We start from the raw sequence: 23,934 nt of genomic DNA, 5'->3' as shown, positions 1-23,934 counted from the left end.
GGGGTGCCGTCGGCGTCGAGTCGAACCGTACAGCGCGGGCAGGGAAGAGCAAGTTGCCACCGCAGGGAAACGCCCGACTTCGGCTCCTGGCTGCTGTGCGTTCCCTCGGACGGCTTACGCTTTGGCAGTGTCGAAGGTTTCCACCGCTGCGAAGCGGCTGATTCTGGGGCGGCCGTTCCGGAGCGACAAGCTCGGGCACACGCTGCTGCCCAAGCGAATCGCGCTACCGGTTTTCGCCTCGGATGCGATGTCGTCGGTGGCCTACGCCCCGGAAGAGATCTTCCTGGTGCTGTCCGTCGCGGGCATCTCCGCGTACATGTACGCGCCGTGGGTCGGGTTGGCCGTGGCGATCGTCATGGTGGTGGTGGTGGCGAGCTACCGGCAGAACGTGCACGCGTACCCGTCCGGTGGCGGTGACTACGAGGTCGCGACCACCAACCTGGGCCCCAACGCCGGACTGACGGTGGGCAGTGCGCTGATGGTGGACTACGTGCTCACCGTGGCGGTGTCGATCTCGGCGGCGGCGTCGAACATCGGTTCCGCGGTGCCGTTCGTGGCCCAGCACAAGGTGCTGTTCGCGATCGCGGCGATCGTGCTGTTGACGGCGATGAACCTGCGGGGTCTGCGGGAGTCCGGTACCGCGTTCGCGATTCCCACGTACGCGTTCATCGTCGGCATGCTGGTCATGCTCGGGTGGGGTTTCGCCCGCATCTACGTCTTCGGCGACGACGTCCACGCGGAATCGTCCGGATTCATTCTGGACGCCGAGGATTCGCAGCTGTACGGCATCGCGTTCGCGTTCCTCATCGCCCGGGCCTTCTCGTCCGGCTGTGCGGCGCTGACCGGGGTCGAGGCGATCAGCAACGGCGTGCCGGCGTTCCGGAAGCCGAAGTCCCGCAACGCGGCCACCACACTGTTGCTGCTCGGTACGTTCGCGATCGTCCTGCTGATGGGCATCATCATTCTGGCGCAGAAGGTCGGGATCGTGTACGCGCACAACCCGGAGACCCAGCTGATCGGGGCTCCGGAGGGCTACCACCAGAAGACGCTCATCGCGCAGCTCGCCGAGGCCGTCTTCTCCGGCTTCCCGGCCGGCTTCTATTTCATGGCGATCGTCACCGCGCTCATCCTCGTGCTCGCCGCGAACACCGCGTTCAACGGTTTCCCGGTGCTGGGTTCGGTCCTGGCGCAGGACCGCTACCTGCCCCGTCAGCTGCACACGCGTGGCGATCGGCTCGCGTTCAGCAACGGCATCCTGTTCCTGTCGGGTGCGGCGATCGCGTTCGTGGTGGTGTTCGGCGCCGAGGTCACCAAGCTGATCCAGCTCTACATCGTCGGCGTGTTCGTCTCGTTCGTGCTGAGCCAGACCGGAATGATCCGGCACTGGACGAGGCACTTGAGGGCCGAGACCGATCCGGCGCAGCGTAGACGGATGCGGCGTTCGCGCGTGGTCAACTCGATCGGACTCGCGATGACCGCCGCCGTGCTGGTGATCGTGCTCCTCACGAAGTTCGCGGCCGGTGCGTGGATCGCGATCGTCGCGATGATCCTGATCTTCGTGGTGATGAAGTCGATCCGGCGCCACTACGACAGCGTCGCCGCCGAACTCGAGGAGCAGGAGTGGGACGGCGTGCTGCCCAGCCGTACGCACTCGATCGTGCTGGTCTCCAAGATGCACATGCCGACGATGCGCGCGCTCGCATATGCCCGCGCGACACGGCCGGACACTCTCGAGGCGGTAACGGTGAACGTCGACGAACCCGACACCCGCGCGCTCGTCCGCGAATGGGAGAAGAGCGACATCACGGTGCCGCTCAAGGTGATCGAGTCGCCGTATCGCGAGATCACCAAGCCGGTGCTCGACTACGTGCGCCGGGTCCGGAGGGATTCGCCGCGTGACGTCGTCACGGTGTTCATCCCGGAGTACGTCGTGGGGCACTGGTGGGAGCAGATCCTGCACAACCAGAGTGCCCTGCGCCTCAAGAGCCGACTGCTGTTCCAGCCGGGCGTGATGGTCACGAGTGTGCCGTGGCAGCTGAGTTCGTCGGAGAAGGTCAAACGTGAGCGTGTCGACAATGCACCCGGTGCGAGTCGTCGCGGGTTCGAATCCGAAGGCAAGTGACGGGAAGTACGTGGTGAGTGAGAACTGGACGGGTCTTCGGCTCGAGGTGGAGTTGGGGAATCCCGGCCATGGCGGTTTCTGTGTGGCCCGATACGACGGGCGGGTGCTGTTCGTGCGTCACGGGTTGCCCGGTGAGCGGGTCGTCGCGCACGTCACCGAGGACCGTGGTGGTTCGTTCTGCCGCGCCGACGTGGTCGAGGTCATCGAACCCTCACCCGATCGGGTCGATCCGCTGTGCCCGATCGCGGGTCCGGGTGGGGCGGGATGCTGTGACTATTCGCACGCCACGCTCGAGGCGCAGCGGGCGCTGAAGGGGACCGTCGTCGCCGAGCAGCTGCGCCGGATCGCGGGTCTGGATCTCGACGTCGCCGTCGAGGAGTTGCCGGGCACCGGTCACGGCGCCGGCTGGCGCTCGCGCGTGCGTCTCGCGGTCGACGCGGCCGGACGTCCGGGGTTCCGTCGCTTCCGCAGCAACGACATCGAGACCTTGCTGGCGTGCCCGCAGATCGACGCCTCGGCGTACGCGGGTCTGGCCGAGCGGTCGTGGGAGCCGGGATCGGAGGTGCAGGTCGTGCTCGATGCGGACGGCGTGCGCCACGTGGTGGAGATCGCGCCGGCCAAGATCTCGCGGACCGGTCGGCGCAGTCCCGGACGGCGCGGGGCGACGGCGCGGCGGGCGGCCGCGGCGACCAGTCGCGCCGAACGGGTCGTCATCGGTTCCGGGCGTGCGGTCGAGCGGGTCGGCGACCGTGAGTGGACGCTGTCCGCCACCGGGTTCTGGCAGGCACACCGGAGCGCGGCGCAGACATACTCGGCCGTCGTGGGGGAGTGGGCGCAGGCGTCACCCGGCGCGGCGGTGTGGGACCTCTACGGCGGAGTGGGCGTGTTCGCGGCAACGCTGGCGGACCAGGTCGGTGAGACCGGCCGGGTCGAGTCGGTCGAGTTCTCCCACACCGCGGTCGCCGACGGGTCGGCGGCACTGGCGGATCTGCCGCAGGTGCGGTTGCATGCGGCGCGCGTCGAGCGTGCTCTGCGTGATCTCCCGGCACCCGAGGTCGTGGTGCTCGACCCGCCTCGGGCCGGTGCCGGACGCGATGTCGTCGAGGCCCTCGCCGCGGCGGGTCCGGAGCGGATCGTTCACGTCGGCTGCGATCCGGCGTCGTTTGCGCGCGACATCGCGCTCTACCGGGAGCAGGGCTTCACCTTGGCGCAGGTCCGGGTGTTCGACGCCTTCCCCCTCACCCACCACATGGAGAGCCTCGCCCTCCTGACGCGCTGAGGCGTTCAGCACACCTCGGATAGCGGCGCGCCGTAAAAGCCCAGGTCAGAGCATGCGAAGTGTGGAATGTCGCATTTGCGAAGTAATTGCTTGACACACGCAACTATGTTTATGGTTGCACTCTGCAAGTAATTCGCTCATTCATTCCAGGGGATTCGGGGTATCCGATGGCCGTTCAGCCCGACACCGCGCAGGCACTGGTCGACGCGATCTTCCTCTTCGGACGCTCGCTGCGGACCGTCCTCTCCAGCGCTGTCGACGATCCACTCGCACCGGCGCTGGCCGCCGTGTTGTTCGTGCTCTCGGTGCGGGGGCCGTGCCGGCAGAACGAACTCGCGTCGGTACTCAGCGTCAGTCAATCGGCGCTGAGCCGGCAGATGACGGAACTTGTCGATGCCGGCCTCGTCGACCGGCAACCGGACTCGGACGACAAACGGGCATTCCTGGTCCAGGTATCGGACAAGGGCAACGAAGTCCTACGGACCACCAAGGAACGAAGAACCGCGCGATTGCACGGGTTGCTCGGCGGGTGGAGTCAGGACGAGGCGGTGGCGGCGTTGTCGACCATCGAACGTCTCACCGACACCCTCACCGCCCGGGGGAACGAATCCACGCCGCTAGCTGCAAATTACAGTGGGAGAGCACTTCAATGACGACATCAGTGGGGGAGAGCCGCGCAGGCTCCGGCAACGAGGCGATGACTCACCGCCAGATTCTCGAGGTCCTTGCAGGGCTCATCGCGGCGCTGTTCACCGCGCTGCTGAGCACGACGATCGTCTCGACGGCGCTGCCGACGATCATCGGTGACCTGAAGGGCACCCAGACCCAGTTCGCGTGGGTCATCACGACCGCGCTGCTCGCGAATGCGGCGTCCACCCCGATCTGGGGCAAGCTCGCCGACCTGTTCAACAAGAAGATCCTGGTCCAGTCCTCGATCGTGATCTTCGTCGTCGGATCGGTCATCGCCGGTTTCGCGCACAACGTGCCCGTCCTGCTGGCGGCCCGCGTCGTGCAGGGCATCGGCATGGGCGGTCTGACCGCGCTGGTGGTCGCGATCATCGGCAGCATCATTCCGCCGCGTGACCGCGGCCGCTACTCGGGCTACATGGGTGCCGCGATGGCGGTGTCGATGTCCGGCGGCCCGATCCTCGGCGGCGTGATCGTGGACAGCCCGCTCGGCTGGCGCTGGACGTTCTTCGTGTGCATCCCGCTCGCAGTCGTTGCGCTGTTCCTGCTGCAGCGGACGCTGCACATCGCGACCGAGCGCAAGGAAGACGTCTCCATCGACTGGTTGGGCGCGACACTGCTCACCGCGGGTGTCAGCGTCCTGCTGATCTGGGTGTCGTTCGCGGGCAAGGCCGACTACTACGGTTGGTTCTCCAAGGAGTCCGCGATCTACGTCGCGTCGGGCGTCGCGCTGCTGGTCGCCACCGTGATCGTCGAATCGAAGGTGAAGTCGCCGATCATCCCGCTGAAGATCATCACCGAGAAGACGACCGGTCTGGCGATCATCGCGTCGGTTGCGGTCGGTGTCGGAATGTTCGGTGCGACCACCTTCCTCGGCCAGTACTTCCAGACCGCCCGCGGGCACAGCCCGACCATCGCCGGTGTCCTGACCATCCCGATGGTGCTCGGCATGCTGGTCTCGTCGGTCGTCTCGGGCCAGCTCATCTCCCGCTTCGGCAGGTGGAAGCCGTTCATCGTCGGTGGCGCCGCGTTGCTCGTGGTCGGATTCGGGCTGCTCTCCACGATCGACCACGCCACCAGCCTGTGGCTGATCGGTGTCTACATCGCCGTCGTCGGTGTCGGCGTCGGCAGCCTGATGCAGAACCTGGTGCTCGCGGTGCAGAACACCGTGAGCGTCGACAACATCGGTTCGGCGAGTAGTTCGGTCGCGTTCTTCCGGACGTTCGGTGGCGCGATCGGCGTGTCGGTGCTCGGTTCGATCCTCGCGAGCCGGGTCGCGACCCTGTCGTCGGAGGGCTTCGCGGAGCTCGGGATCGACGCGAGCTCGTCGGGCGGCGGCACCCTGGACATCAACGCCCTGCCGGCACCGATCGCAGCCATCATCCGCGCCGCCTACGGCGACGCGACGGGACGGTTGTTCCTGGTGGCGGCCCTTGTCGCGCTCATCACGCTGGCCTGCGTCATCTTCATCCCGAACACTCCGCTGCGGAAGACCATCGACATCGAAACCCCGGTCGATGCCGACGAGCAGGGTGTGGTGCGCGATGCCGCTCCGGAAGTGAAGGCGTAGGACCCGAAGGCGTAGCTGCCCAAGTGAAGCGTCAGGCCCGCAACCGTGTCGGTTGCGGGCCTGACGCCGTTTCGGGAGCGGGGTCCCCTAGGTCTTGCGGTTGTACAGCCGCATCGTCAGCGGACCGAACACGACGATGAAGCCGGCACACCAGAGCAGCACGACGGACAGCTGACCGAACTCGAACGAGCCCGCGCAGAACGCTCGAAGGGTCGTCACGAGGTAGCTGATCGGATTGACGTCGACGAACGCCTGCAGCCAGCCCGGCATCGTCGACGGGTCGACGAAGATGTTGCTCGCGAAGGTGAGCGGGAACAGGATGAACATCGACACGCCCATCACGGCCTGCTCGGTCCGCATCAGCATCGCGAACATCGTCCACACCCACGACAGGCTGAACGAGAACAGCAACAGCAGCAGCACCGACGCGACGACGCCCACGACTCCGCCCGCGGGCCGGAAACCCAGGATCAGACCGAGGATCAGCACGATCACCGATGCGATCGTGTAGCGCACGATGTCGCCGAACAGGGCGCCGACGAGCGGTGACGGCCGCCAGATCGGCAGTGAGCGGAAGCGGTCGAACACGCCCTTCTCGATGTCCTTGTTCAGGGTCAGCCCGGTGTACATCGTGATCATCACGACGGTCTGCACCAGGATGCCGGGAATCAGGAACTGCACGTAGGCGTCCGTGGAGCCGGCGAGCGCGCCACCGAACAGGAACGTGAACATCAGCGTGAACATCACCGGGAACATGGTGACGTCGAAGAGTTGCTCCGGAACGTGCTTGATCTTGAGCAGCGCTCGCCATCCGAAGGACAGCGACGTCGACAGTCCGTTGGGCCGCGCGGGCCGGGGGCCCGCCATCTGCAGGACGTTGCCGACCGCCTGCGCCGAGGTGGTGATGGTGTCGGTCATGACGCGCTCTCCTCGATCATGTCGGTGTCGGCGGGGTTCTCGGCGCCGTGGCCGGTCAGGGCCAGGAAGACCTCGTCGAGGCTGGGTTGGCCGAGGGCGAATGTGGTGACGGCGAGATTCGCGTCGTCGAGCGCCGCGAGTGCCCGGGCCACCCGCTGCGGGTCGTCGATCCGCGCGGTCAGTGCCGCAGGGTCGGATTCGAGGCTCACGGGCACCCCGAGAACTGGTTCGAGGATGGTCGCGGCCTCGGGACGCCGGGCCGGTTCCGCGACCCGCACGTGCAGGGCCCCGGATCCCACCGACGCCTTGAGTTCGCCGGTGGTGCCCTCCGCGATCACCCTGCCGTGGTCGATGACGGCGATACGGTCGGCGAGCTGGTCGGCCTCGTCGAGGTACTGCGTGGTGAGCAGCACGGTGGTGCCGCCGGCAACCAATGCGCGGACGATCTCCCACACCTGGTTGCGGCTGCGGGGATCGAGCCCGGTGGTGGGTTCGTCCAGGAAGATCAGTTCGGGTGTCACGATGATGCTGGCCGCGATGTCGAGGCGCCGCCGCATGCCGCCCGAATAGGTCTTCACCTGGCGACCTCCGGCGTCCTCGAGGCCGAACGCGTCGAGCAACTGGTCGCACCGGGACCGCGCCGCGGCGCGCGAGTATCCGTAGAGGCGACCGAGCAGGACGAGGTTCTCGGCGCCGGTCAGGTCCTCGTCGAGCGACGCGAACTGGCCGGTGAGGGAGACCTTGCTGCGCACGGTCTCGGCTTCGGCCGCGACGTCGTGCCCCAGGACGCGGGCCGATCCGCCGTCGAGCGGCAGCAGCGTCGCCAGCATTCGGATCGTGGTCGTCTTACCTGCACCGTTGGGGCCGAGCACGCCGTACACGCCGCCCGTCGGGACGGCGAGGTCGACGCCGGCGACCGCGACGTTCGAGCCGAATCTCTTGATCAAGCCGTGCGTTTCGATGGCCAGGGAGTTGTCAGGGATCATCTGGTCCTCGGGGTCTGCGTCGTGCGCGGATGGTGGACGTAGAAATCGGATCGTCGACCCAAGCCTGGCGGATCCGGTGTGCTGGGCGCAATCACTTTTTGCGACCTGCGGCGTGCAATGTCCGGTTCGCGCGTGAGGCGTTCGTCGGGTAGGACGAGAGGTGTGGACACTGCGCTGAGATTGACCGTCGTCGTTCCCGCCTACAACGAAGAAACCTACATCGGTGCCTGCCTCGTGTCCCTGCTCGCGCAGGAGCGGGATCTGCACGAGATCGTCGTGGTCGACAACAACTCGACCGACCGGACCGCCGAGATCGTCGAAGAGTATGCCTCCCGCCATCCCGTCGTGCGGCTGATCCGGGAACCGAGGGCCGGCACCGTGTATGCGCGTGACGCCGGATTCGATGCGGCGACGGGTGACATCGTGGGGCGGATCGATGCGGACACCCGCGTCGCGCCGGACTGGGCGCGTTCGATGCTGGACTACTTCGGCCGGCCCGACACCGGTGACATCGGCGCCGTGACGGGGCTGAGCAATTCGTACGACTCGCCGTACCGCGGGTTGAAGAGCTGGTACGTCGATCGGCTCGTGCGGAAGGGGATCCTCGGCGGTGAGCAGCGGATCCGGAACCTGCACGGCGCGAACATGGCGGTGCGGAAGTCGACGTGGGACCGTGTGCGGGGCGCGGTCAGCGCCGACCGGGACGTCCACGAGGACGCCGACCTGGCGTTGTGCATCGGTGCGGAGGGCATCGGCATCGTGCAGTTGACGCAGATGCGGGCGGACGTGTCGCCGCGCCGGGCGTTGACGCCGCCGTTCGAGTTCTCCCGGTACATCGACGCCGGCATCAAGACGTTGGAACGGCACGGTGCGATGACCCCGCAGCATCGGCGGATGCTGCGCCTGCACTGGTTCACCCACCTCGGTGCCTACCTCGCGTACCGTCCGTACGACCCCGATCTGGGACGGTTCACCGTCCGCAGGTTCTTCTTCGGCGGTCCGGCGCGGACCATGCCGGTGGTCACGACGACCGACCTCCGGGACCGACCCCAGAACTGATGCGAACGGCCCGGGTCACGGGCTCCCGTGCTGTTCGAAGGTGCGCAGCACCGTCTCGAGTTGGCCGTACGCGACTGTGGCGAGTCGCTCGAGCAGTGCCGACTTGATCGCGGGCGCGCGAGCCGTCAACCGAGCGAGATTGTCCCGCGGCAGCATCGCGAGGGTCACGGTGGTGTCGGCGCGGACGTCGTCGAGGAAGGTCGAGCCCAGCAGCGTCGACATCTCCCCGAAGGTCATCCCGGCCGACAGCGTCGTGATCCGGTGGACCGTGCCGTCCGTCGACGTGACGGTCCTGCTCGCGCGGCCGGACAGGATCAGGAAGATGCCGGTGGCAGGATCGCCGCGTCGGGCGATCACGTCACCGCGCACGGCCGTCCGCGATTCGAGTTCGTCGGTGAAACGTTCGAACTGGTCGGCGGTGAGTTCGGCCAGCAGTGGGTGCTGCTCGAGGGTGATCGAGTCGGGTTGACGGCCGCTGCGGCAGTGCGCGTCGAGCAGTACCTCCTCGCACCACTGGGTGGCCGAGTCCAGGTCGGCGAACACCCGTCCGACGGGATCGTCGGGTGCGAGGCTGGACAGGGTGTGCCCGAAGTGACCCTCCGGGTCGACCAGTGCGCTGCGGCACCCACTGTCGGCGAGGTCGGCCCGCAGCGACTCGATCATCCGACGGGCGATCCCGCTGACCTCGTCGACGCGGCGCACATCGACGACGACCGCCTCGAGGTCGGTGCGTTCGGCGTCGATCTCCCGAACGGCGGTCTCGGCGCCGGTGAACAGGAGGTCGCCGTGCAGTTCGTAGATGCGCGCGCGGCGGCCGACGGCGTCGAGAGTGGCCCGTTCGGCGTCGGTGCGGCGGGTGCGTGACGGCGCCGAGCCGACGTCGTAGCGGGCCCGGATCGACGAGCGCGCGGCCCGGGTGACGTGCAGGAAGTGCAACTCCAGGTCCCGGGACAGTGCCCGGCAGGCCTCCACGCCGCGGACACTGTTGCCGTGTCGGTCGAGGCGGGGTGAGAAGACGGCGATACCCAGCTGTCCGGGCAGCACCGCGAGGACGCCGCCGCCGACACCGCTCTTGGCGGGCATCCCCACCTCGGTGACCCACTCGCCGGCGGCGTCGTACATCCCACACGTGGTCATCACGCTGAGGACCCGCTCGACGAGGGCGGGGTTGAGGACACGGTCCCGGGTCAGCGGGTTGACGCCGTTGTTCGCGAGGGTCGCGGCCATCATCGCGAGATCGCGGCAGGTGACGTCGATCGAACACTGCCGGAAGTACAGGTCGACGGCCTCGTCGGGGTCGCCGGTGATGACGCCGAACGAACGCAGCATGTAGCCAATCGCGCGGTTGCGGTGCCCGGTACGGGCCTCGGACGCGTACACGGCCTCGTCGAGCGTCAGTTCCCGCCCCGCGCAACGCGAGTAGAGCTGCCGGATCCGCTCGAACCGTTCGACCGGATCGGAGCCCGCGACCAGCGACGCGGACGTGATGGCGCCCGCGTTGATCATCGGATTGCGCGGCCGTTCGGTGTCGGGGTCGAGGCTGATCTCGTTGAACGCCTCGCCGGACGGCTCCACGTCGATCTTCTCGCCGACGGCGTCGATGCCCCGGTCGGCGAGCGCCAGCGCGTACGTGAACGGTTTGGAGATGGACTGGATGGTGAACTCGACATCGCAGTCGCCGACCTCGTAGACATGCCCGTCGGACGTCGCGACGGCGATCCCGAACCGATCGGGTATCGCCGCGGCGAGCTCGGGGATGTAGTCGGCCACATTGCCGCCCTGATCGGCCCGGACCACGTCGTACACCCGGGTGATGAAGTCGTCGACCACGTTGCCCATGGAGCAACAGTAGGATGAGCGAACAGTCCGGGATGTGTATTCGAGCACGCGCGGCGCGGTCGGATCCGATGCCGAGCGGCTTCGTGTTCGGCAGCTCCGTAGACTTGGCGGGCTGTCGAGTGACAGCCCGTGAACATGCTGGAGGGAGCGATCTCGTTGGGTGTCCTTGCCCGTATCCAGACGCCTGACGACCTGCGTCAGCTCGATCCGGAGGAGATGAAGGAACTCGCCGCGGAGATCCGCGAGTTCCTGGTGCAGAAGGTGTCCGCCACCGGCGGTCACCTCGGCCCCAACCTCGGTGTCGTCGAGTTGACGCTCGCGTTGCACCGGGTGTTCGATTCGCCTGCCGACCCGATCATCTTCGACACCGGCCACCAGGCCTACGTCCACAAGATCCTGACCGGCCGTAAGGACGAGTTCGACTCCCTGCGCAAGCAGGGGGGTCTGTCGGGTTATCCGTGCCGCGCCGAGAGCGAGCACGACTGGGTGGAGTCGTCGCACGCGTCCGCCGCGTTGTCCTACGCGGACGGCCTCGCGAAGGCGTTCGAGTTGTCCGGGCAGCACCGTCATGTCGTGGCGGTCGTCGGGGACGGCGCGCTCACCGGCGGGATGTGCTGGGAAGCCCTCAACAACATCGCGGCCGGCCGGGACCGGTCGGTCGTGATCGTCGTCAACGACAACGGCCGCTCCTACGCCCCGACCATCGGCGGGCTCGCGGACCATCTCGCCGCGCTGCGCCTGCAGCCCGGCTACGAGCGGATCCTCGACAACGGTCGCCGCATGGTGAAGAAGATGCCGTGGGTCGGGCGGGCCGCGTACCAGCTGCTGCACGGGATGAAGGCCGGTCTCAAGGACGCGGTGAGCCCGCAGGTGATGTTCACCGACCTCGGGATCAAGTACCTCGGTCCGGTCGACGGGCACGACGAGGTGGCGATGGAGTCCGCACTGCGCCGGGCCAAGGCCTTCGGCGGTCCGGTCATCGTGCACGCCGTCACCCGGAAGGGCATGGGCTACGCGCCCGCCGAGAACCACGTCGCCGACCAGATGCACGCCACCGGCGTGATCGACCCGCTCACCGGTCGCTCCCGCGGGACGTCCGCCCCCGACTGGACGTCGGTGTTCTCGGCGGAGCTCATCGCTCAGGCCGAGCAGCGCGACGACGTCGTGGCGATCACCGCCGCGATGCCGGGCCCCACCGGGCTGGCCGCGTTCGGGGACCGCTTCCCGGAGCGGATGTTCGACGTCGGTATCGCCGAGCAGCACGCGGTCACGTCGGCTGCCGGTCTCGCGCTCGGCGGCATGCATCCCGTCGTCGCGATCTACTCGACGTTCCTCAACCGTGCGTTCGACCAGTTGCTGATGGATGTCGCGCTGCTGAAGCAGCCCGTCACGATCGTGCTGGACCGGTCGGGTATCACCGGCGTGGACGGGGCGAGCCACAACGGCATGTGGGACCTGTCGTTGCTGGGCATCGTCCCGGGCATCCGGGTCGCTGCGCCCCGCGACGCCGCAACGCTGCGCGAGGAACTGCAGGAGGCCCTCGCGATCGACGACGGGCCGACGGTGATCCGGTTCCCCAAGGGGGCCGTCGGCGACGACGTTCCCGCCGTGCGCCGACTCGACGGTGTCGTCGACGTCCTGCAGATGCCCGAGGACGATCGCGGTGACGTGTTGCTCGTGGCGGTCGGTTCGTTCGCCGGGCTGGCTCTGGACGTCGCCGAACGCTTGAACCGGCACGGAATCTCGGCCGCTGTGATCGACCCGCGCTGGGTCCTGCCGGTCCCCGAATCACTGATCAAGCTGGCCGAGAATTTCCGGATGGTCGTCACCATCGAGGACAACGGACTGCACGGTGGCATCGGTGCCACTGTGTCGGCGGCGTTGCGCGCGGCCGGCGTCGACGTTCCGTGCCGGGATCTGGGTGTGCCTCAGCAGTTCCTCGACCACGCCTCCCGCGATCAGATCCACAGCGAGCTCGGTCTGACCGCACAGGATGTCACCCGCCAGGTCACCGGCTGGGTCGTGGGGCTGGATCGGGCGAGGATCGACGGTGCGCCGGCAGTCGGCGTCGACAAGAAGGCTCTCAACGGGAAGGGACTCGACAAGTCCGATCCGGCCGTCGGGTAGATCTTTTCCACGTGCCGGTCGTCTGCGACGATTCGGGGAATCGTCCACTGTGTCGGAAGGACTCGGTTCGGGTGCCGGAATTGACTGAGCTGTCCGCAGATTGCGGGCAGTGCTTCGGATTGTGCTGCGTCGCATTGCCGTTCGCGAGGTCGGCGGACTTCGCCGTCGACAAGGCGGGGGGGACGCCGTGCCGGAACCTCCTTGACGACTTCCGGTGCGGCATCCACACGGAGTTGCGTACCTCGGGGTTCGCCGGCTGCACCGTGTACGACTGTTTCGGCGCCGGACAGAAGGTGTCGCAGGGGACGTTCGGTGGTCGCAGTTGGCGGGACGCCCCGGACAGCGCGCAATCGATGTTCGACGTGTTCCCGGTGCAGCGGCAGCTGCACGAGCTGCTGTGGTATCTGGAGGAGTCGCTGCGGATCCGGGCCGCGGCGCCACTTCGGTCGGAGTTGACGGCGCTGCGGGACGAGACGGTGCTGTTGACCGACAGTGCGCCGCAGGTACTCGCGGGCGTCGATGTCGCCGCGCACCGCGACAAGGTCAACGCCGTGCTTCTACAGGTCAGTGAGCGGGTCCGTGCCGGGGCGCCCGGACGTCCCCGCAATCACCGGGGTGCGGATCTGATGGGTGCGAAGCTGGCCCGCAAGGATCTGCGCGGCGCGAATCTGCGTGGCGCCTGGCTGATCGGTGCGGATCTGCGGAACGCGGATCTGCGGATGGCCGACGTGATCGGTGCCGATCTGCGGGGCGCGGACGTGCGGGGCACCGACCTGTCGGAGGCGCTGTTCCTCACCCGCTTCCAGATCGGTGCCGCGCGGGGCGACGCGCAGACGAGGCTTCCGGCGGCGTTGACCCGACCGGCTCACTGGTAGCGCTCAGCCGGCCTGCTCGAGGGTTCGGCCGCGGGTCTCGGTCACGAACTTGGCGACCACGATGATCGAGAGCAGCGACATCACGGCGTAGCCGCCGTACGTGAGCGACAGGTTCCAGTCCGCGAGGGACGGGAACGTCGCCGACACCAGGAAGTTGGCGACCCAGTTGGCGGCCGTCGCGATGCCGACGGCCGCCGCGCGGACCCGGTTGGGGAACAGTTCGCTGATGAGGACCCACACCACCGGTCCCCACGAGAGCGCGAAGAAGAACACGAACGCGTTGGCGGCGACGAGTGCGACAGTCCCGTTGGCTCCCGTCAGGGTGGCCACCGATTCGCCGATGTCGTTCGTGGTGACCGTTGCCGAATGGAAACACACCGCGGCGGTCGTGAGGGAGGCGGCCATGCCGACCGAGCCGACGAGGAGCAGCGGGCGGCGCCCGATGCGATCGATCACGGCGATCGCGACGAACGTGCCGACGATGTTGACCAGCGCGCTCACGACGCTGATGAGAAGCGAGCGATCCTCGCCGAAGCCGACGGCCTGCCACAGCGTGCTCGAGTAGTAGAAGATCACGTTGATACCGACGAACTGTTGCAGCGCGGCCAACGCGATGCCCACCCACACGAGCGCGGCGACACCCGTTGTCTTCGAGAACAATGCCCGTACCCCGACCCGGGCGCGTTCGGCGCCGAGGGACTGCCGGATCTCCTCGATCCGGCGTGTGACGGCCTCCTCGTCGCCACCCTCGAGTTCGCCGATGATCGTGCGGGCGGTGTCCTCGTGACCGCATCGCACGAGGTGCCGCGGCGATTCGGGGATCGTGAAGGTCATCACGAGGTAGAGCAGCGCCGGCACCGCCTCGATCGCGAGCATCCACTGCCACGCCTCGATGCCCAGCAGTTCGCCGCGTCCGCCGCCGGCCGCGGACGACAGCCCGTAGTTCACGAGTTGGGAGATCGCGATGCCGAGCACGATCGCCAACTGGTACATCGAGCCGAGGCGACCGCGGATCGCGGCCGGTGCGATCTCGGCGATGTAGGCGGGTGCGATCACCGATGCGAAACCGACTGCGACACCGCCCAGTACCCGCCACAGCGTCAGGTCGACGATGCCGAACGGAAACGCGGAGCCGAGAGCGCCGATCACGAACAGCACCGCCGCGATCCGCATCACCCGGATCCGGCCGAGCCGGTCGGCGATGCTACCGGCGACCCACGCGCCGAACGCGGCGCCGAGCAGCGTCAGCGACACCGACAGGCCGGTCGCGCCGGCGCCGATGTCGTAGCGGTCCCGGATGGACCCGACCGCCCCGTTGATCACTGCGGTGTCGTAGCCGAACAGGAAACCGCCCAGTGCTGCTGCGGCCGAGAACATCACGGCCAGTCCGACGGCTGCGTGAGCGGCCGAGGGCTGGCCGGAGGCGCCGACGTTCGACATGGGCGGTCCTCCCATCCGAGGATTCCTTCAGCCGGGACGCTACGCCGAATTCGCCGGGTTCGGACGAGATGTCGCCGGGTAGTAGCATTGCGCCGATTCCGGGGGATGGAACGTAGGGGGAGTTCGGTGAGTGGGGGCTGCACAGATCTCGTTGCGGAGATCGACGCTTTCTATCAGGGCTTCGGGCAGCCGAACGCGTTGTTCGACGCGTTTCGCCGGGCACCGCTCTTGGTACCGCTGACGGCCGAGAATCGGGTGTGGAGCTCCGAGATCCGTGATCTCGGATGGGTTCCCGCGTTCACCAGCGAACGCGAGTTCGCGCGGCACGCTGTCGCACGCGGTGAACGCACCGGGGCGCGCTACCAGACATTGTTCGGTTGGCGGATCGTCGAGCAGGTCCTGCCCAGCTTCGACCGGCCGACCGGAGTTGTGGTCGACGTCGCCGGCGCCGGCCCGATGGCGTTTCCACCCGATCTGGGTGCGGCCCGATCATGAGTGCAGGGCTCGAGGTCGATCCTGTTGCTCTGCAGCAGGCGGCGCAGGGGATCACGGGGATCATCGACTCGCTGTCCGAACTCGGGATCGGTGAGACGGCCGCGGCGGGTAGGGGTTTCGCGATCCTGGCGCTGTCGCCGATGGAGGTGGGATCCGAGGCGGTTCAGAAGAGTCTCGAGGAGTACGCGGAGCGGTGGTCATGGGGCGTGCGCAATCTCGTCCGGTCGGCGAACGAGATTGCCGAGCTGCTCGATCTCCAGGCCGGGCGCTATCACATGATGGACCAACAGGTCTCCGACACCGTCAAGACCGCCTGGACGCATGTCGCCGGAAACCCGCACCTCGGTGAGGAGGAGATCAGCGAGCGGTCCTGGGGCGAGACGTTGGCGGACAATCCGGTCAACAACGTGCTCCATCCCGACTACAGCGGGGAGTCGTTCGACGCCGCGATGGACACGATCCGGACCAACAAAGAAGTGATCTCGACGGTCGGCCCGCAGGCGTTCGCCAACGTGTCGCCGATGGTTGCGGACGTCGTCGGGGTGGACGTTGCAAGCGGTTACCACACTGGCGCTGCCGAGCAGGCGGCGTCGGTCATGAACGACCGGACCTGACCGACGGCCAGGGCGGGGGCAGGGCGGGGGAGAACTGATGGGCTATGGGTGGGACGACGTCATCGGAGGCTTGGACAAGGTCGGCGACTTCGTCGAGGACGCGGCCGAAGGAGTTGTCGAAAAGGCCGGCCAGGTGGCCGATGCAGGTCTCGACAGGTTGGCGGGTGTCGCCCGCGGCTTGGGTGCGGACGGTGTCGCCGACGTCCTCACCGACCTCGGTGACCAGGTGGCGAGCGTCACCGGTGGCGCAGTCGACGAACTCGAACTCGGGCAGACGACCGATCCGCGGGAGCTGATCCGTGGCGATACGGGGGTCGTCAACGAGGCCGTCAGGACGCTGACCGAGCTGGGCGCCGACATCGGATCCACGGGGACGGCGTTGCGGAGGGTCGACGCCGCAGGGTGGACCGGTGACGCTGCCGATGCGTTCCGGTCCGTCTTCGACAGACAACCGGGGTTGTGGCAGGACGCGGCCGACGCGATGACCTCCGCCGCCCAGTCGTTGACCTGGTGGTCGAACACGATCGAGTCGGCGCAGGCGCGCGCGGCGGACGCGATCGCGCGATGGGAGCACGCCGAGCAGCACGAGCGGGCCATCAGGGCCGCCTACAGCGCGCTCAGCGGCGACCAGCGCGCGGGCACCACACTGGTCGACAGTTGGACGGCGATGTTCGCCGAGGCGGTGGAGGTCCTTCGTGCCGCGCGTGCCGAGCGTGACAATGCCGCAACGCAGATTGCCGGTCAGCTGGCGGCCCTGGCCGACTCGGCGCCCGAGGAGCCGCCGTTCACGCAGCGGATGGCTGCGAACTTCGGGGATCTGACCGACGTGATCGAGCACGGCAGCGTCAACTTCACGTCCGGTCTCGTCACAGGGCTCACCGGAATCGTGCAGTTCGTGCGACAGGTAAACCCCATCGATCCGTACAATCTCAGCCACCCGGCGGAGTATGTCGAAGGACTGAGCGACCTGACGACCGGCCTCGTGGTGGCCGCGGCGGATCCCGGGGCCGTGGTGGACGCGTTCCTCGCCGACGCCCGGGCCAACCCGTTCGAGGTTGCGGGCGCACTCACCGGAGACGCGCTGTTGACGGCGGCGACGGGTGGCGCGGGCGCCGGAGTGGCCGGTGCGCGGACATCGATGCACGTGGTCGAGCTGGCCGGGGATGTGGGAAGTGGTCTGCGGACCGCAGACCATGTGGCGGACGCGGCTCGCCACGCCCCGACGCCCGAGGTCCCCCGTATGGCTGCCCCAGGGGTCGACTCTCCGGGAATTGATGGGCCGGAAGTCCATTCACCATCGTCGCTGCACGACACGGACTCCGGCGGCCCGGACCAGTCCGCCTCTGCACACGATCAGGGTTCGCCCGGTGCCGGCCACGATCCCGGTGACACTCGCCCGCCGGAGGGCGAGAACCCGCACCCGCAGCATCTCGCCGAATCCGACTCCGGAGCGGCGCAAACCGCGGAGGACAGCGGCCCGGCGAGCGACCAGACGAGCAACCAGGTCACCGAGTGCCAGGACCCGGTCGATGCGGCCACCGGCGAGTTCCTGCTTCCCGAGACCGATCTGACGCTGCCCGGCGTGCTGCCACTCGTGTTCGGGCGGCGACACCGTTCGAGCTACGGATTCGGCCGGTGGTTCGGCCCGAGTTGGTCGTCGACGATCGACATGCGGGTCGTGGTCGAGCAATCCGGTGTCACCCTGCTCGCCGAGGACGGCGTGATGGTGGTCTATCCGCACCCGGAGGTGGGTGAACCCGCCCACCCGAAACAGTCGCTGCAGCGCTGGACGCTCTCGCGGACTGAGACCGGCGGCTACGCGGTGCACGACCCGGACCGGTCGATCACCTGGCACTTCGCCCCCAAACTCGAACTAGGTGGGGTCGATTCGGCGCTGGGCAACATCTCGATCAGCGCAATCACCGACCGGTTCCGCAACCGTATCCGCTTCCACTACGGCCCGGACGGCGCGCCGACCGAGGTGTCGCACACGGGTGGCTACCGTGTGCTCGTCGACGCGCGCGGCGGACGGATCGGCGCGCTGTCGGTGGTCGATCCCGAGTCCGGTTCGGCGGTCGTCGTTCGGCGCTTCGGCTACGACGGCGAGCACCTCACCTCGGTCACCAACGGTTTCGGCGGTACGACCCGCTACATGTACGACGCCGACGGGCGGATGCTGTCGTGGCAGGACTCCAACGGCAATCGGATGGTCAACACCTACGACGCCGACGGGCGGGTGGTGGTCCAGGACGGCACCGACGGCGTCATGTCCGCCCGCTTCAGCTACGTGCCGACCGCCGACGGGACGGGCTCGGTCACGGTGGTGACCAACTCGCTCGGCACGCAGACCTCGCACGGGTTCGACAGTGACCTACGGCAACGGGACCTACTGTCGCCGAACGGTTCTCGCACGCACGCGGACTACAACGAGCGCCGCGAGCCGCTGCGCGTCACCGGGCCCGACGGCGCCGTCACCCGGTATCGCTACACCGCCGACGGTGACGTCGCGCAGGTCACCAGGCCCGACGGTCACTCGATCACCGTCGACTACGCCGGACCTCGCAGGCCGATCGCCGTCCATCAGGTCGACGGCACGGTCGTCCGCCAGGACTGGGACACCGCGGACAACCTCGTGGCGGTGACCGACGCCGGGGGAGCGCGGACCGAGTACAGCTACCACCTGACCGGGGCGGTGTCCTCGGTCACCGAGCCGACCGGCGCCCGCACCCTCGTGGAATGTGACGACGCCGGGCTGCCCGTCGCTTTCACCGACCCGACGGGGACGACGACACGGCTCACCCGCGACGCATTCGGGCGGACCGCCTCGGTCACCGACCCGACGGGCGCGGTGACGAGACTGCGGTGGTCGCCCGACGGGAAGCTCGTCGAGCGAACACATCCGGACGCCGCCGTCGAGTCGTGGGACTACGACGGCGAGGGAAACCTCTTGCGGCACAAGGATTCGGTGGGCGCCACCACGTCGTACGTGTACGGATCCTTCGATCTGTTGGCCTCACGGACGGATCCGGACGGCTCGCTCACCGCGTACGCCTGGGACACCGAGCGACGGCTGACGGCGGTGACGAACCCGCTCGGGCAGACCTGGTCGTACGAGTACGACGCGGACGGGCGCCTGGTCGCCGAATCCGACTTCAACGGTGCGCGAACCACCTACACGCACGATGCCGCGGGTCGCGTCGCGATGGTGACGTCGCCGACCGGTGTGACGCGTCACCACTCGCACGACGTGCTGGGGCGTCTGCTCGACGTCACGGCAGACAGCGGCGAGTTCCGGCGCTACACCCACGATTTGGCCGGGCGGACGCTGACGGCGGTCAGCGGTATCGGCGGGGACCGGACCCACACGGTCGAGTTCGAGTACACGGCCGCGGGCCAGCTCGCGCGGCAGACTGTCGACGGCGCGGGCGAACTGCGTTTCGAGCACGACCCGTTCGGGCGGCGTGTCGAGCGGCGTTCGCATTCCGGAGGCGTCACCGGTTGGCGATGGAACGCCGCGGGCCGCGTCGCTTCGGTGGCGGTCGACGGGCACTCGATCGGTCTCACATACGACGCCCGCGGCGCGGTCACCGGGTGGAGGGCGGGAGAGTTGGGGATCACCCGCCACCACGACTCGCGTGGGCGGCTCACCATGCAGGAGGCGGTGGCGCATCCGGCGTCGTCGCTGAGCCTGAGTTTCGACTCCGGCCCGGCCTCCGCTTCGCGGGTGCTGCGGTCCGACGTGTTCGACTACCGTCCGGACGGCTATCTGGCCGGGCAGACGACGACCACCGATCGGGTGTTGCGTCGGCAGTTCGAGCTGGATGCGGCGGGCCGCATCACATCCGTGGTCGACGACGGCACGGCGGTGGAGCGGTACGAGTACGACGCGTTGAGCAATATCGTGACGCAGACGGCCACGGCGGAGGTGGATGACGACGGCCGGCGTGAGTATCGCGGAACGCTGCTGGTCCGCGACGGCCGTACGCGGTACAGCTACGACGATGCGGGCAGGTTGATCCGCAAGGTCTCGACCAGGCTGTCGCGGAAACCGGAGGTGTGGCACTACCGGTACGACGCGTTCGACCAGCTGTCCGAGGTGAGGACGCCGGACGGGGTGTGGTGGCGGTACAGCTACGACGCCCTGGGTCGACGTACCGTCAAGTCCCGTTTGGCCGCGGACGGGTCGGTGGCGGAGCGGACGGTGTTCACCTGGGATGCAACGACGTTGGTGGAGCAGTCGACGTCCGATCGGGTCACCCGGTGGACCTTTCGGCCGGGAACGCACACGCCGCTGACGCAGGTCTCGGTGCTGACGGTGGAGCTGGCGGATCAGGGGTCGGTGGATGCCGAGTTCTACGCGATCGTCACCGACCTGGTCGGCACGCCGACCGAACTGGTCGATCCGGTGACGGCGGGCGTCGCGGGGCGGTCGGTGATGTCGTTGTGGGGGAGCACGTACTGGACCGGCACGGCCGACACCCCGATCCGTTTCCCCGGTCAGTACTTCGATGACGAGACAGGCCTGCACTACAACCTGCACCGCTACTACGACCCCGTCACCGCGCGCTACGCGACCACGGACCCGCTGGGGCTCGCGCCGTCACCGAATCCGAACAGTTACCCGCACAACCCCACGGTGTGGTCGGATCCGCTGGGACTGGTACCAGAAGCATGTGGCGGTACGCGTCCTCCGAACATGTCTCCCGAAGGTGCAAGCAGGGACGGTGCATTCAACCAGGCCAAACGAGACCTAGGTATCCCGGTCAGCCAACACCCGTCTGCAGTCGAACCGAACTACGACCGCAGGGGCAACCTGCAGCCTGGCCGGAACTACGTCTTCGACGTGCCGACTGCAGGTGGAGGTATGAGGCAGACGTTCATCCGAGACGATGCCCAAGGACATATCTTTGTTGACGACCCCTCGCAGAACCGCGGCCCACACTTCAACGCACCGAACGGCGATCACTATGACTACTAGCGAGAGAATCTCACTGAATCGGGCATCAGCCGAAAATGTCCCCGTTCTCAAAGATATTGCTCACCGGCGTCCTCGGGTCGGTGTTGTCGGTATCGAGGTCCGCCGAGAGGGATCACAGTCGATTCCTGCTGCGGTCGCTGTCGCCGCCAACACACTGAGCAAAGCCGCTTCCTCTGTCTTGGCGGGTCAACTTGTCCTCGTCGGAGTAACTCAGCCCCTTGCTCCCTTCAATCGGCTCGGTGCTCTCACAATGAAACGTGAATCTCTGTGGAAGCGATGGGAGGACGATGGAGCAGCGCTGCCTCCCGGAGATCGGCACGACTTCCAGTTGAATCGGAACGACGACCTGCTGCAGTTCGGTGGCTGGTTGACGACTGACACGGCCAATCTTGGTGCTGTCATCGAAGTCAGTCGTGACCGCCCAGCTATCTGCCTACTGCTTCCCTCGGAATTCGCAATCGATGAACTCGAGCGAGTGATCGAAGGAGTGCGCCCGGTTTCTGTCGACGGCAACTCGTTGGTCAGGCATTTCGTGCCGCTTGTTCTCGAAGGTGCAAAGCTTGTTCGGGGGTTCGGGTCGTTTGACGATCGCGTGGTTGGTGCCGATGTCTATGCGGACGAGTCGGCGCTCGATGCCATTCAGTCGGGTTTCGAAAACTGGATGTCCGGAACCGGGAAGGCAACCTAGGTTCGGTTGATTCTTTGATGGCTTCATGAAGGGGATATGAAATTTGCTGGGCGGACATGCTGGTGAACCCAGTCGTAATCCGTTCAATGCACGGGGGCGACGCTCCGTCTCTGGAAGGGGTGAGTTTTCACGAGCTGCGACTCCATCGAGATGCTTGCGAAAGCAACGGTCCGTTTCGGTTTGAAGGAAGTCCCCATTAATTTGCCGGTTAAGTGGAAGTTATCTAATACCGTCCAGCTGTTGCCACGCCTTGCCGGGATAGGCGACCGTCGGTGCGAGGGAGGACAACGGCAGTAGGTGGCCTGGTCGAAGCCCTCGTACGGTGCCCTGATCGCGTCGGGTGCCGAGACGGCGATCGCCTAGTGAGCACCGGGGAAACTCCTTCGAAATCGACGGGATCGGAGAAGGCGAGGCGAACCTGTGTCTGGGGGCTGTGTGACGGGGCAGGTCGGTCCCGCCCGACGCGATTGCCCCGCGGCGAAATCGATCATGGACGTACGACGCCGTGGCGGCCCGTAATGTGAAGACCTGCACTCCACGGCGGCGACTGGTCACGGCCGCCGCCGTCCACTATCCGCGTTGCTCGTCGGGGGCTGAGGAGTCAATAGGTGTTTGCTCGCTGGGGGGATCTGGTCTACCGGGCCCGTTTCACCGTCATCGCGGTGATGGTGGCCGGACTGTTGGCGTTGGGCGCCTACGGCTCCGGTCTCGGTGCCCATCTCAGTCAGAGCGGTCTGGACGATCCCGGTTCGGAGTCGGTGGCCGCGGCGAGACTCGCGGACGGCACGTTCGGCCGTGACGCGACGGGTGACGTCGTCGCGATGTACACCGCCCCGGAGGGCAAGACGGTCGACGATCCGGTGTTCAGCGCGACGGTCACCGACAGCCTCGAGCGCCTGCTCCGGGAACATCCGGACCAGGTCGCGAAGATCAACGGCAGCTACTTTCCTGTGCCGAACACGCCGCGGCTCCAGGCCTTCGCGACGGCGGACCGCACGCATGCGCTCGCGAGCATCGCCCTGCGGGGCGACAACGACACGGCGATCACGAACAACTTTCGCGAGATCAAGGATTCGTTCGCGATCGACGGCGTCGAGGTCCAGCTCGCCGGCATGCAGCCGGTCGCGAGCGCGATCAACGACACCATCGCCAACGACATCAAACGCATGGAGATCCTCGCGATCCCGGCGGTCGCGGTGCTGCTGTTCTTCGTGTTCGGTGGTGTGATCGCGGCGGCGCTGCCGCTGATCGTCGGTGGCCTCACGATCATCGGCGCCCAAGGCATCGTCCGGGTGATCACGCACTTCACGGACGTCAACTCGTTCGTGATCTCGGTGGTGTCGCTGATCGGTCTGGGCCTGGCGATCGACTACGGGCTGTTCATCGTCAGCCGGTTCCGGGAGGAACTCGGTGACGGGTACGAAACCCGTGCGGCGGTGCGCCGCACGGTGATGACCGCGGGCCGGACTGTGCTGTTCTCGGCAACCATGGTCATCACGAGCCTCGGTGGCCTGCTGCTGTTCCCGCAGGGCTTCCTCAAGTCGATGGCGTACGGCGCGATCGCCACCGTCCTGCTCGCGGCGTTCACGTCGGTCACGGTGCTCCCCGCACTGCTCGCCATCATCGGTAGACGCATCGACAAGTTCGGTCTCGAGCGGTTCGGTCAGATCAAGTCGACCGAGGAGATCGAGGCCGGCGTCTGGGGCCGGCTCACGCGTTGGGTGATGCGCCACCCGGTGAAGGTGACGATCCCGATCGTGGTCGGTCTGCTGCTGCTGATGGTGCCGCTGACCGGTATCAAGTTCGGTGGCATCAACGAGGAGTATCTGCCCTCGGACAATCCCACGAGGATCGCGCAGGAGCAGTTCGACGAACTGTTCCCCGGCAACCGCACCGAACCGGTGAAACTGGTCATCACCGGCGGCGAGGGCGCCCAGGTCGGGCAGATCCTCAAGACCGCCAGCGGCGCACCCGGACTGGTCGAGAAGTTCACCATCACCGGCCCCGCGAAGGACGGCGTCCAGGTCCTCAAGGCCGGACTGGTCGACCGCAACGACTCCGCCGCCACCATCGACTACCTACGCGCCATGGACGTCCCCGACGGCGTGACGGTGATGGTCGGCGGCACCCCGGCGATCGAGCAGGACAGCATCAGCGCCCTGCTCGACAACCTGCCGCTGATGATCGTCACGGTGCTGATCCTGACGACGCTGCTGATGTTCCTGGCGTTCGGTTCCCTCGTGCTGCCCATCAAGGC

General features: G+C 67.3%; 16 protein-coding genes. 12 read left to right on the top strand and 4 right to left on the bottom strand.

Features of this window, described 5'->3' with window-relative positions; genetic code table 11:
- Nucleotides 1–127 precede the first annotated feature (127 nt).
- The 4 genes from IJ15_RS0117825 (at nt 128) to IJ15_RS24895 (ending at nt 5,658) form a co-directional block, all read left to right on the top strand.
- Nucleotides 128–2,122, top strand: a complete 1,995-nt coding sequence (locus IJ15_RS0117825) for an APC family permease (RefSeq protein ID WP_031939704.1) — start codon at nt 128–130, stop codon at nt 2,120–2,122.
- 13 nt (nt 2,123–2,135) lie between these two features.
- Complete coding sequence (locus tag IJ15_RS0117820) at nt 2,136–3,401, top strand: class I SAM-dependent RNA methyltransferase (RefSeq protein WP_031939703.1); 1,266 nt, start codon at nt 2,136–2,138, stop codon at nt 3,399–3,401.
- A 167-nt stretch (nt 3,402–3,568) separates the two neighbouring features.
- The gene (locus tag IJ15_RS0117815) at nt 3,569–4,054 is read left to right on the top strand and encodes a MarR family winged helix-turn-helix transcriptional regulator (RefSeq protein ID WP_031939702.1); all 486 of its coding nucleotides are present in this window, start codon (nt 3,569–3,571) and stop codon (nt 4,052–4,054) included.
- A gap of 44 nt (nt 4,055–4,098) precedes the next feature.
- Entirely contained in the window at nt 4,099–5,658 is a 1,560-nt protein-coding gene (locus IJ15_RS24895) for an MDR family MFS transporter (protein WP_081880797.1), read from the top strand.
- A gap of 87 nt (nt 5,659–5,745) precedes the next feature.
- Here IJ15_RS24895 and IJ15_RS0117805 read toward each other — a convergent pair whose 3' ends face one another.
- Nucleotides 5,746–6,576: an ABC transporter permease gene (locus IJ15_RS0117805; protein WP_031939701.1), complete on the bottom strand. Its 831-nt coding sequence runs from the start codon at nt 6,574–6,576 to the stop codon at nt 5,746–5,748.
- Nucleotides 6,573–7,562 (bottom strand): daunorubicin resistance protein DrrA family ABC transporter ATP-binding protein, encoded by a 990-nt coding sequence (locus IJ15_RS0117800; protein ID WP_031939700.1) that lies wholly within the window; start codon nt 7,560–7,562, stop codon nt 6,573–6,575. Before IJ15_RS0117800 ends, IJ15_RS0117805 begins: the two co-directional genes overlap by 4 nt.
- Nucleotides 7,563–7,724: 162 nt before the next feature.
- On the opposite strand from IJ15_RS0117800, the gene IJ15_RS0117795 reads away from it, so the two are divergent.
- Entirely contained in the window at nt 7,725–8,621 is an 897-nt protein-coding gene (locus IJ15_RS0117795) for a glycosyltransferase (RefSeq protein ID WP_031939699.1), read from the top strand.
- Nucleotides 8,622–8,636: 15 nt separating this feature from the next.
- On the opposite strand, the gene glsA is transcribed toward IJ15_RS0117795, so the two are convergent.
- Nucleotides 8,637–10,460, bottom strand: coding sequence for a glutaminase A (gene glsA, locus IJ15_RS0117790; protein ID WP_031939698.1), 1,824 nt, complete (start codon nt 10,458–10,460; stop codon nt 8,637–8,639).
- Between the two features lie 156 nt (nt 10,461–10,616).
- On the opposite strand from glsA, the gene dxs reads away from it, so the two are divergent.
- Nucleotides 10,617–12,587, top strand: a complete 1,971-nt coding sequence (gene dxs / locus IJ15_RS0117785) for a 1-deoxy-D-xylulose-5-phosphate synthase (RefSeq protein WP_031939697.1) — start codon at nt 10,617–10,619, stop codon at nt 12,585–12,587.
- Between the two features lie 71 nt (nt 12,588–12,658).
- Entirely contained in the window at nt 12,659–13,462 is an 804-nt protein-coding gene (locus IJ15_RS0117780) for a pentapeptide repeat-containing protein (protein WP_031939696.1), read from the top strand.
- Between the two features lie 3 nt (nt 13,463–13,465).
- Here IJ15_RS0117780 and IJ15_RS0117775 read toward each other — a convergent pair whose 3' ends face one another.
- Nucleotides 13,466–14,902 (bottom strand): sugar porter family MFS transporter, encoded by a 1,437-nt coding sequence (locus IJ15_RS0117775; RefSeq protein WP_031939695.1) that lies wholly within the window; start codon nt 14,900–14,902, stop codon nt 13,466–13,468.
- A gap of 126 nt (nt 14,903–15,028) precedes the next feature.
- Between IJ15_RS0117775 and IJ15_RS0117770 the strand changes: the two genes are divergently transcribed.
- The 5 genes from IJ15_RS0117770 to IJ15_RS0117750 all read left to right on the top strand — a co-directional run.
- A complete protein-coding gene (locus IJ15_RS0117770; RefSeq protein WP_231569578.1) occupies nt 15,029–15,397 on the top strand; it encodes an SseB family protein in 369 nt (122 codons plus the stop codon).
- A complete protein-coding gene (locus IJ15_RS0117765) occupies nt 15,394–16,011 on the top strand; it encodes a BAR domain-containing protein (RefSeq protein ID WP_031939693.1) in 618 nt (205 codons plus the stop codon). The genes IJ15_RS0117770 and IJ15_RS0117765 overlap by 4 nt, the downstream gene beginning before the upstream one ends.
- A 37-nt stretch (nt 16,012–16,048) precedes the next feature.
- The gene (locus IJ15_RS0117760; RefSeq protein ID WP_051919138.1) at nt 16,049–20,989 is read left to right on the top strand and encodes a putative T7SS-secreted protein; all 4,941 of its coding nucleotides are present in this window, start codon (nt 16,049–16,051) and stop codon (nt 20,987–20,989) included.
- Between the two features lie 250 nt (nt 20,990–21,239).
- Nucleotides 21,240–21,677: a hypothetical protein gene (locus IJ15_RS26120; RefSeq protein WP_156112139.1), complete on the top strand. Its 438-nt coding sequence runs from the start codon at nt 21,240–21,242 to the stop codon at nt 21,675–21,677.
- A gap of 608 nt (nt 21,678–22,285) precedes the next feature.
- Nucleotides 22,286–23,934, top strand: a 1,649-nt coding sequence (locus IJ15_RS0117750; RefSeq protein ID WP_031939690.1) for an MMPL family transporter, incomplete at its 3' end; no start/stop codon positions are given.

This window comes from Prescottella defluvii (assembly GCF_000738775.1).
GTDB classification, from domain to species: Bacteria; Actinomycetota; Actinomycetes; order Mycobacteriales; family Mycobacteriaceae; genus Prescottella; species Prescottella defluvii.
This window is presented reverse-complemented; position numbering and strand designations above follow the sequence as displayed.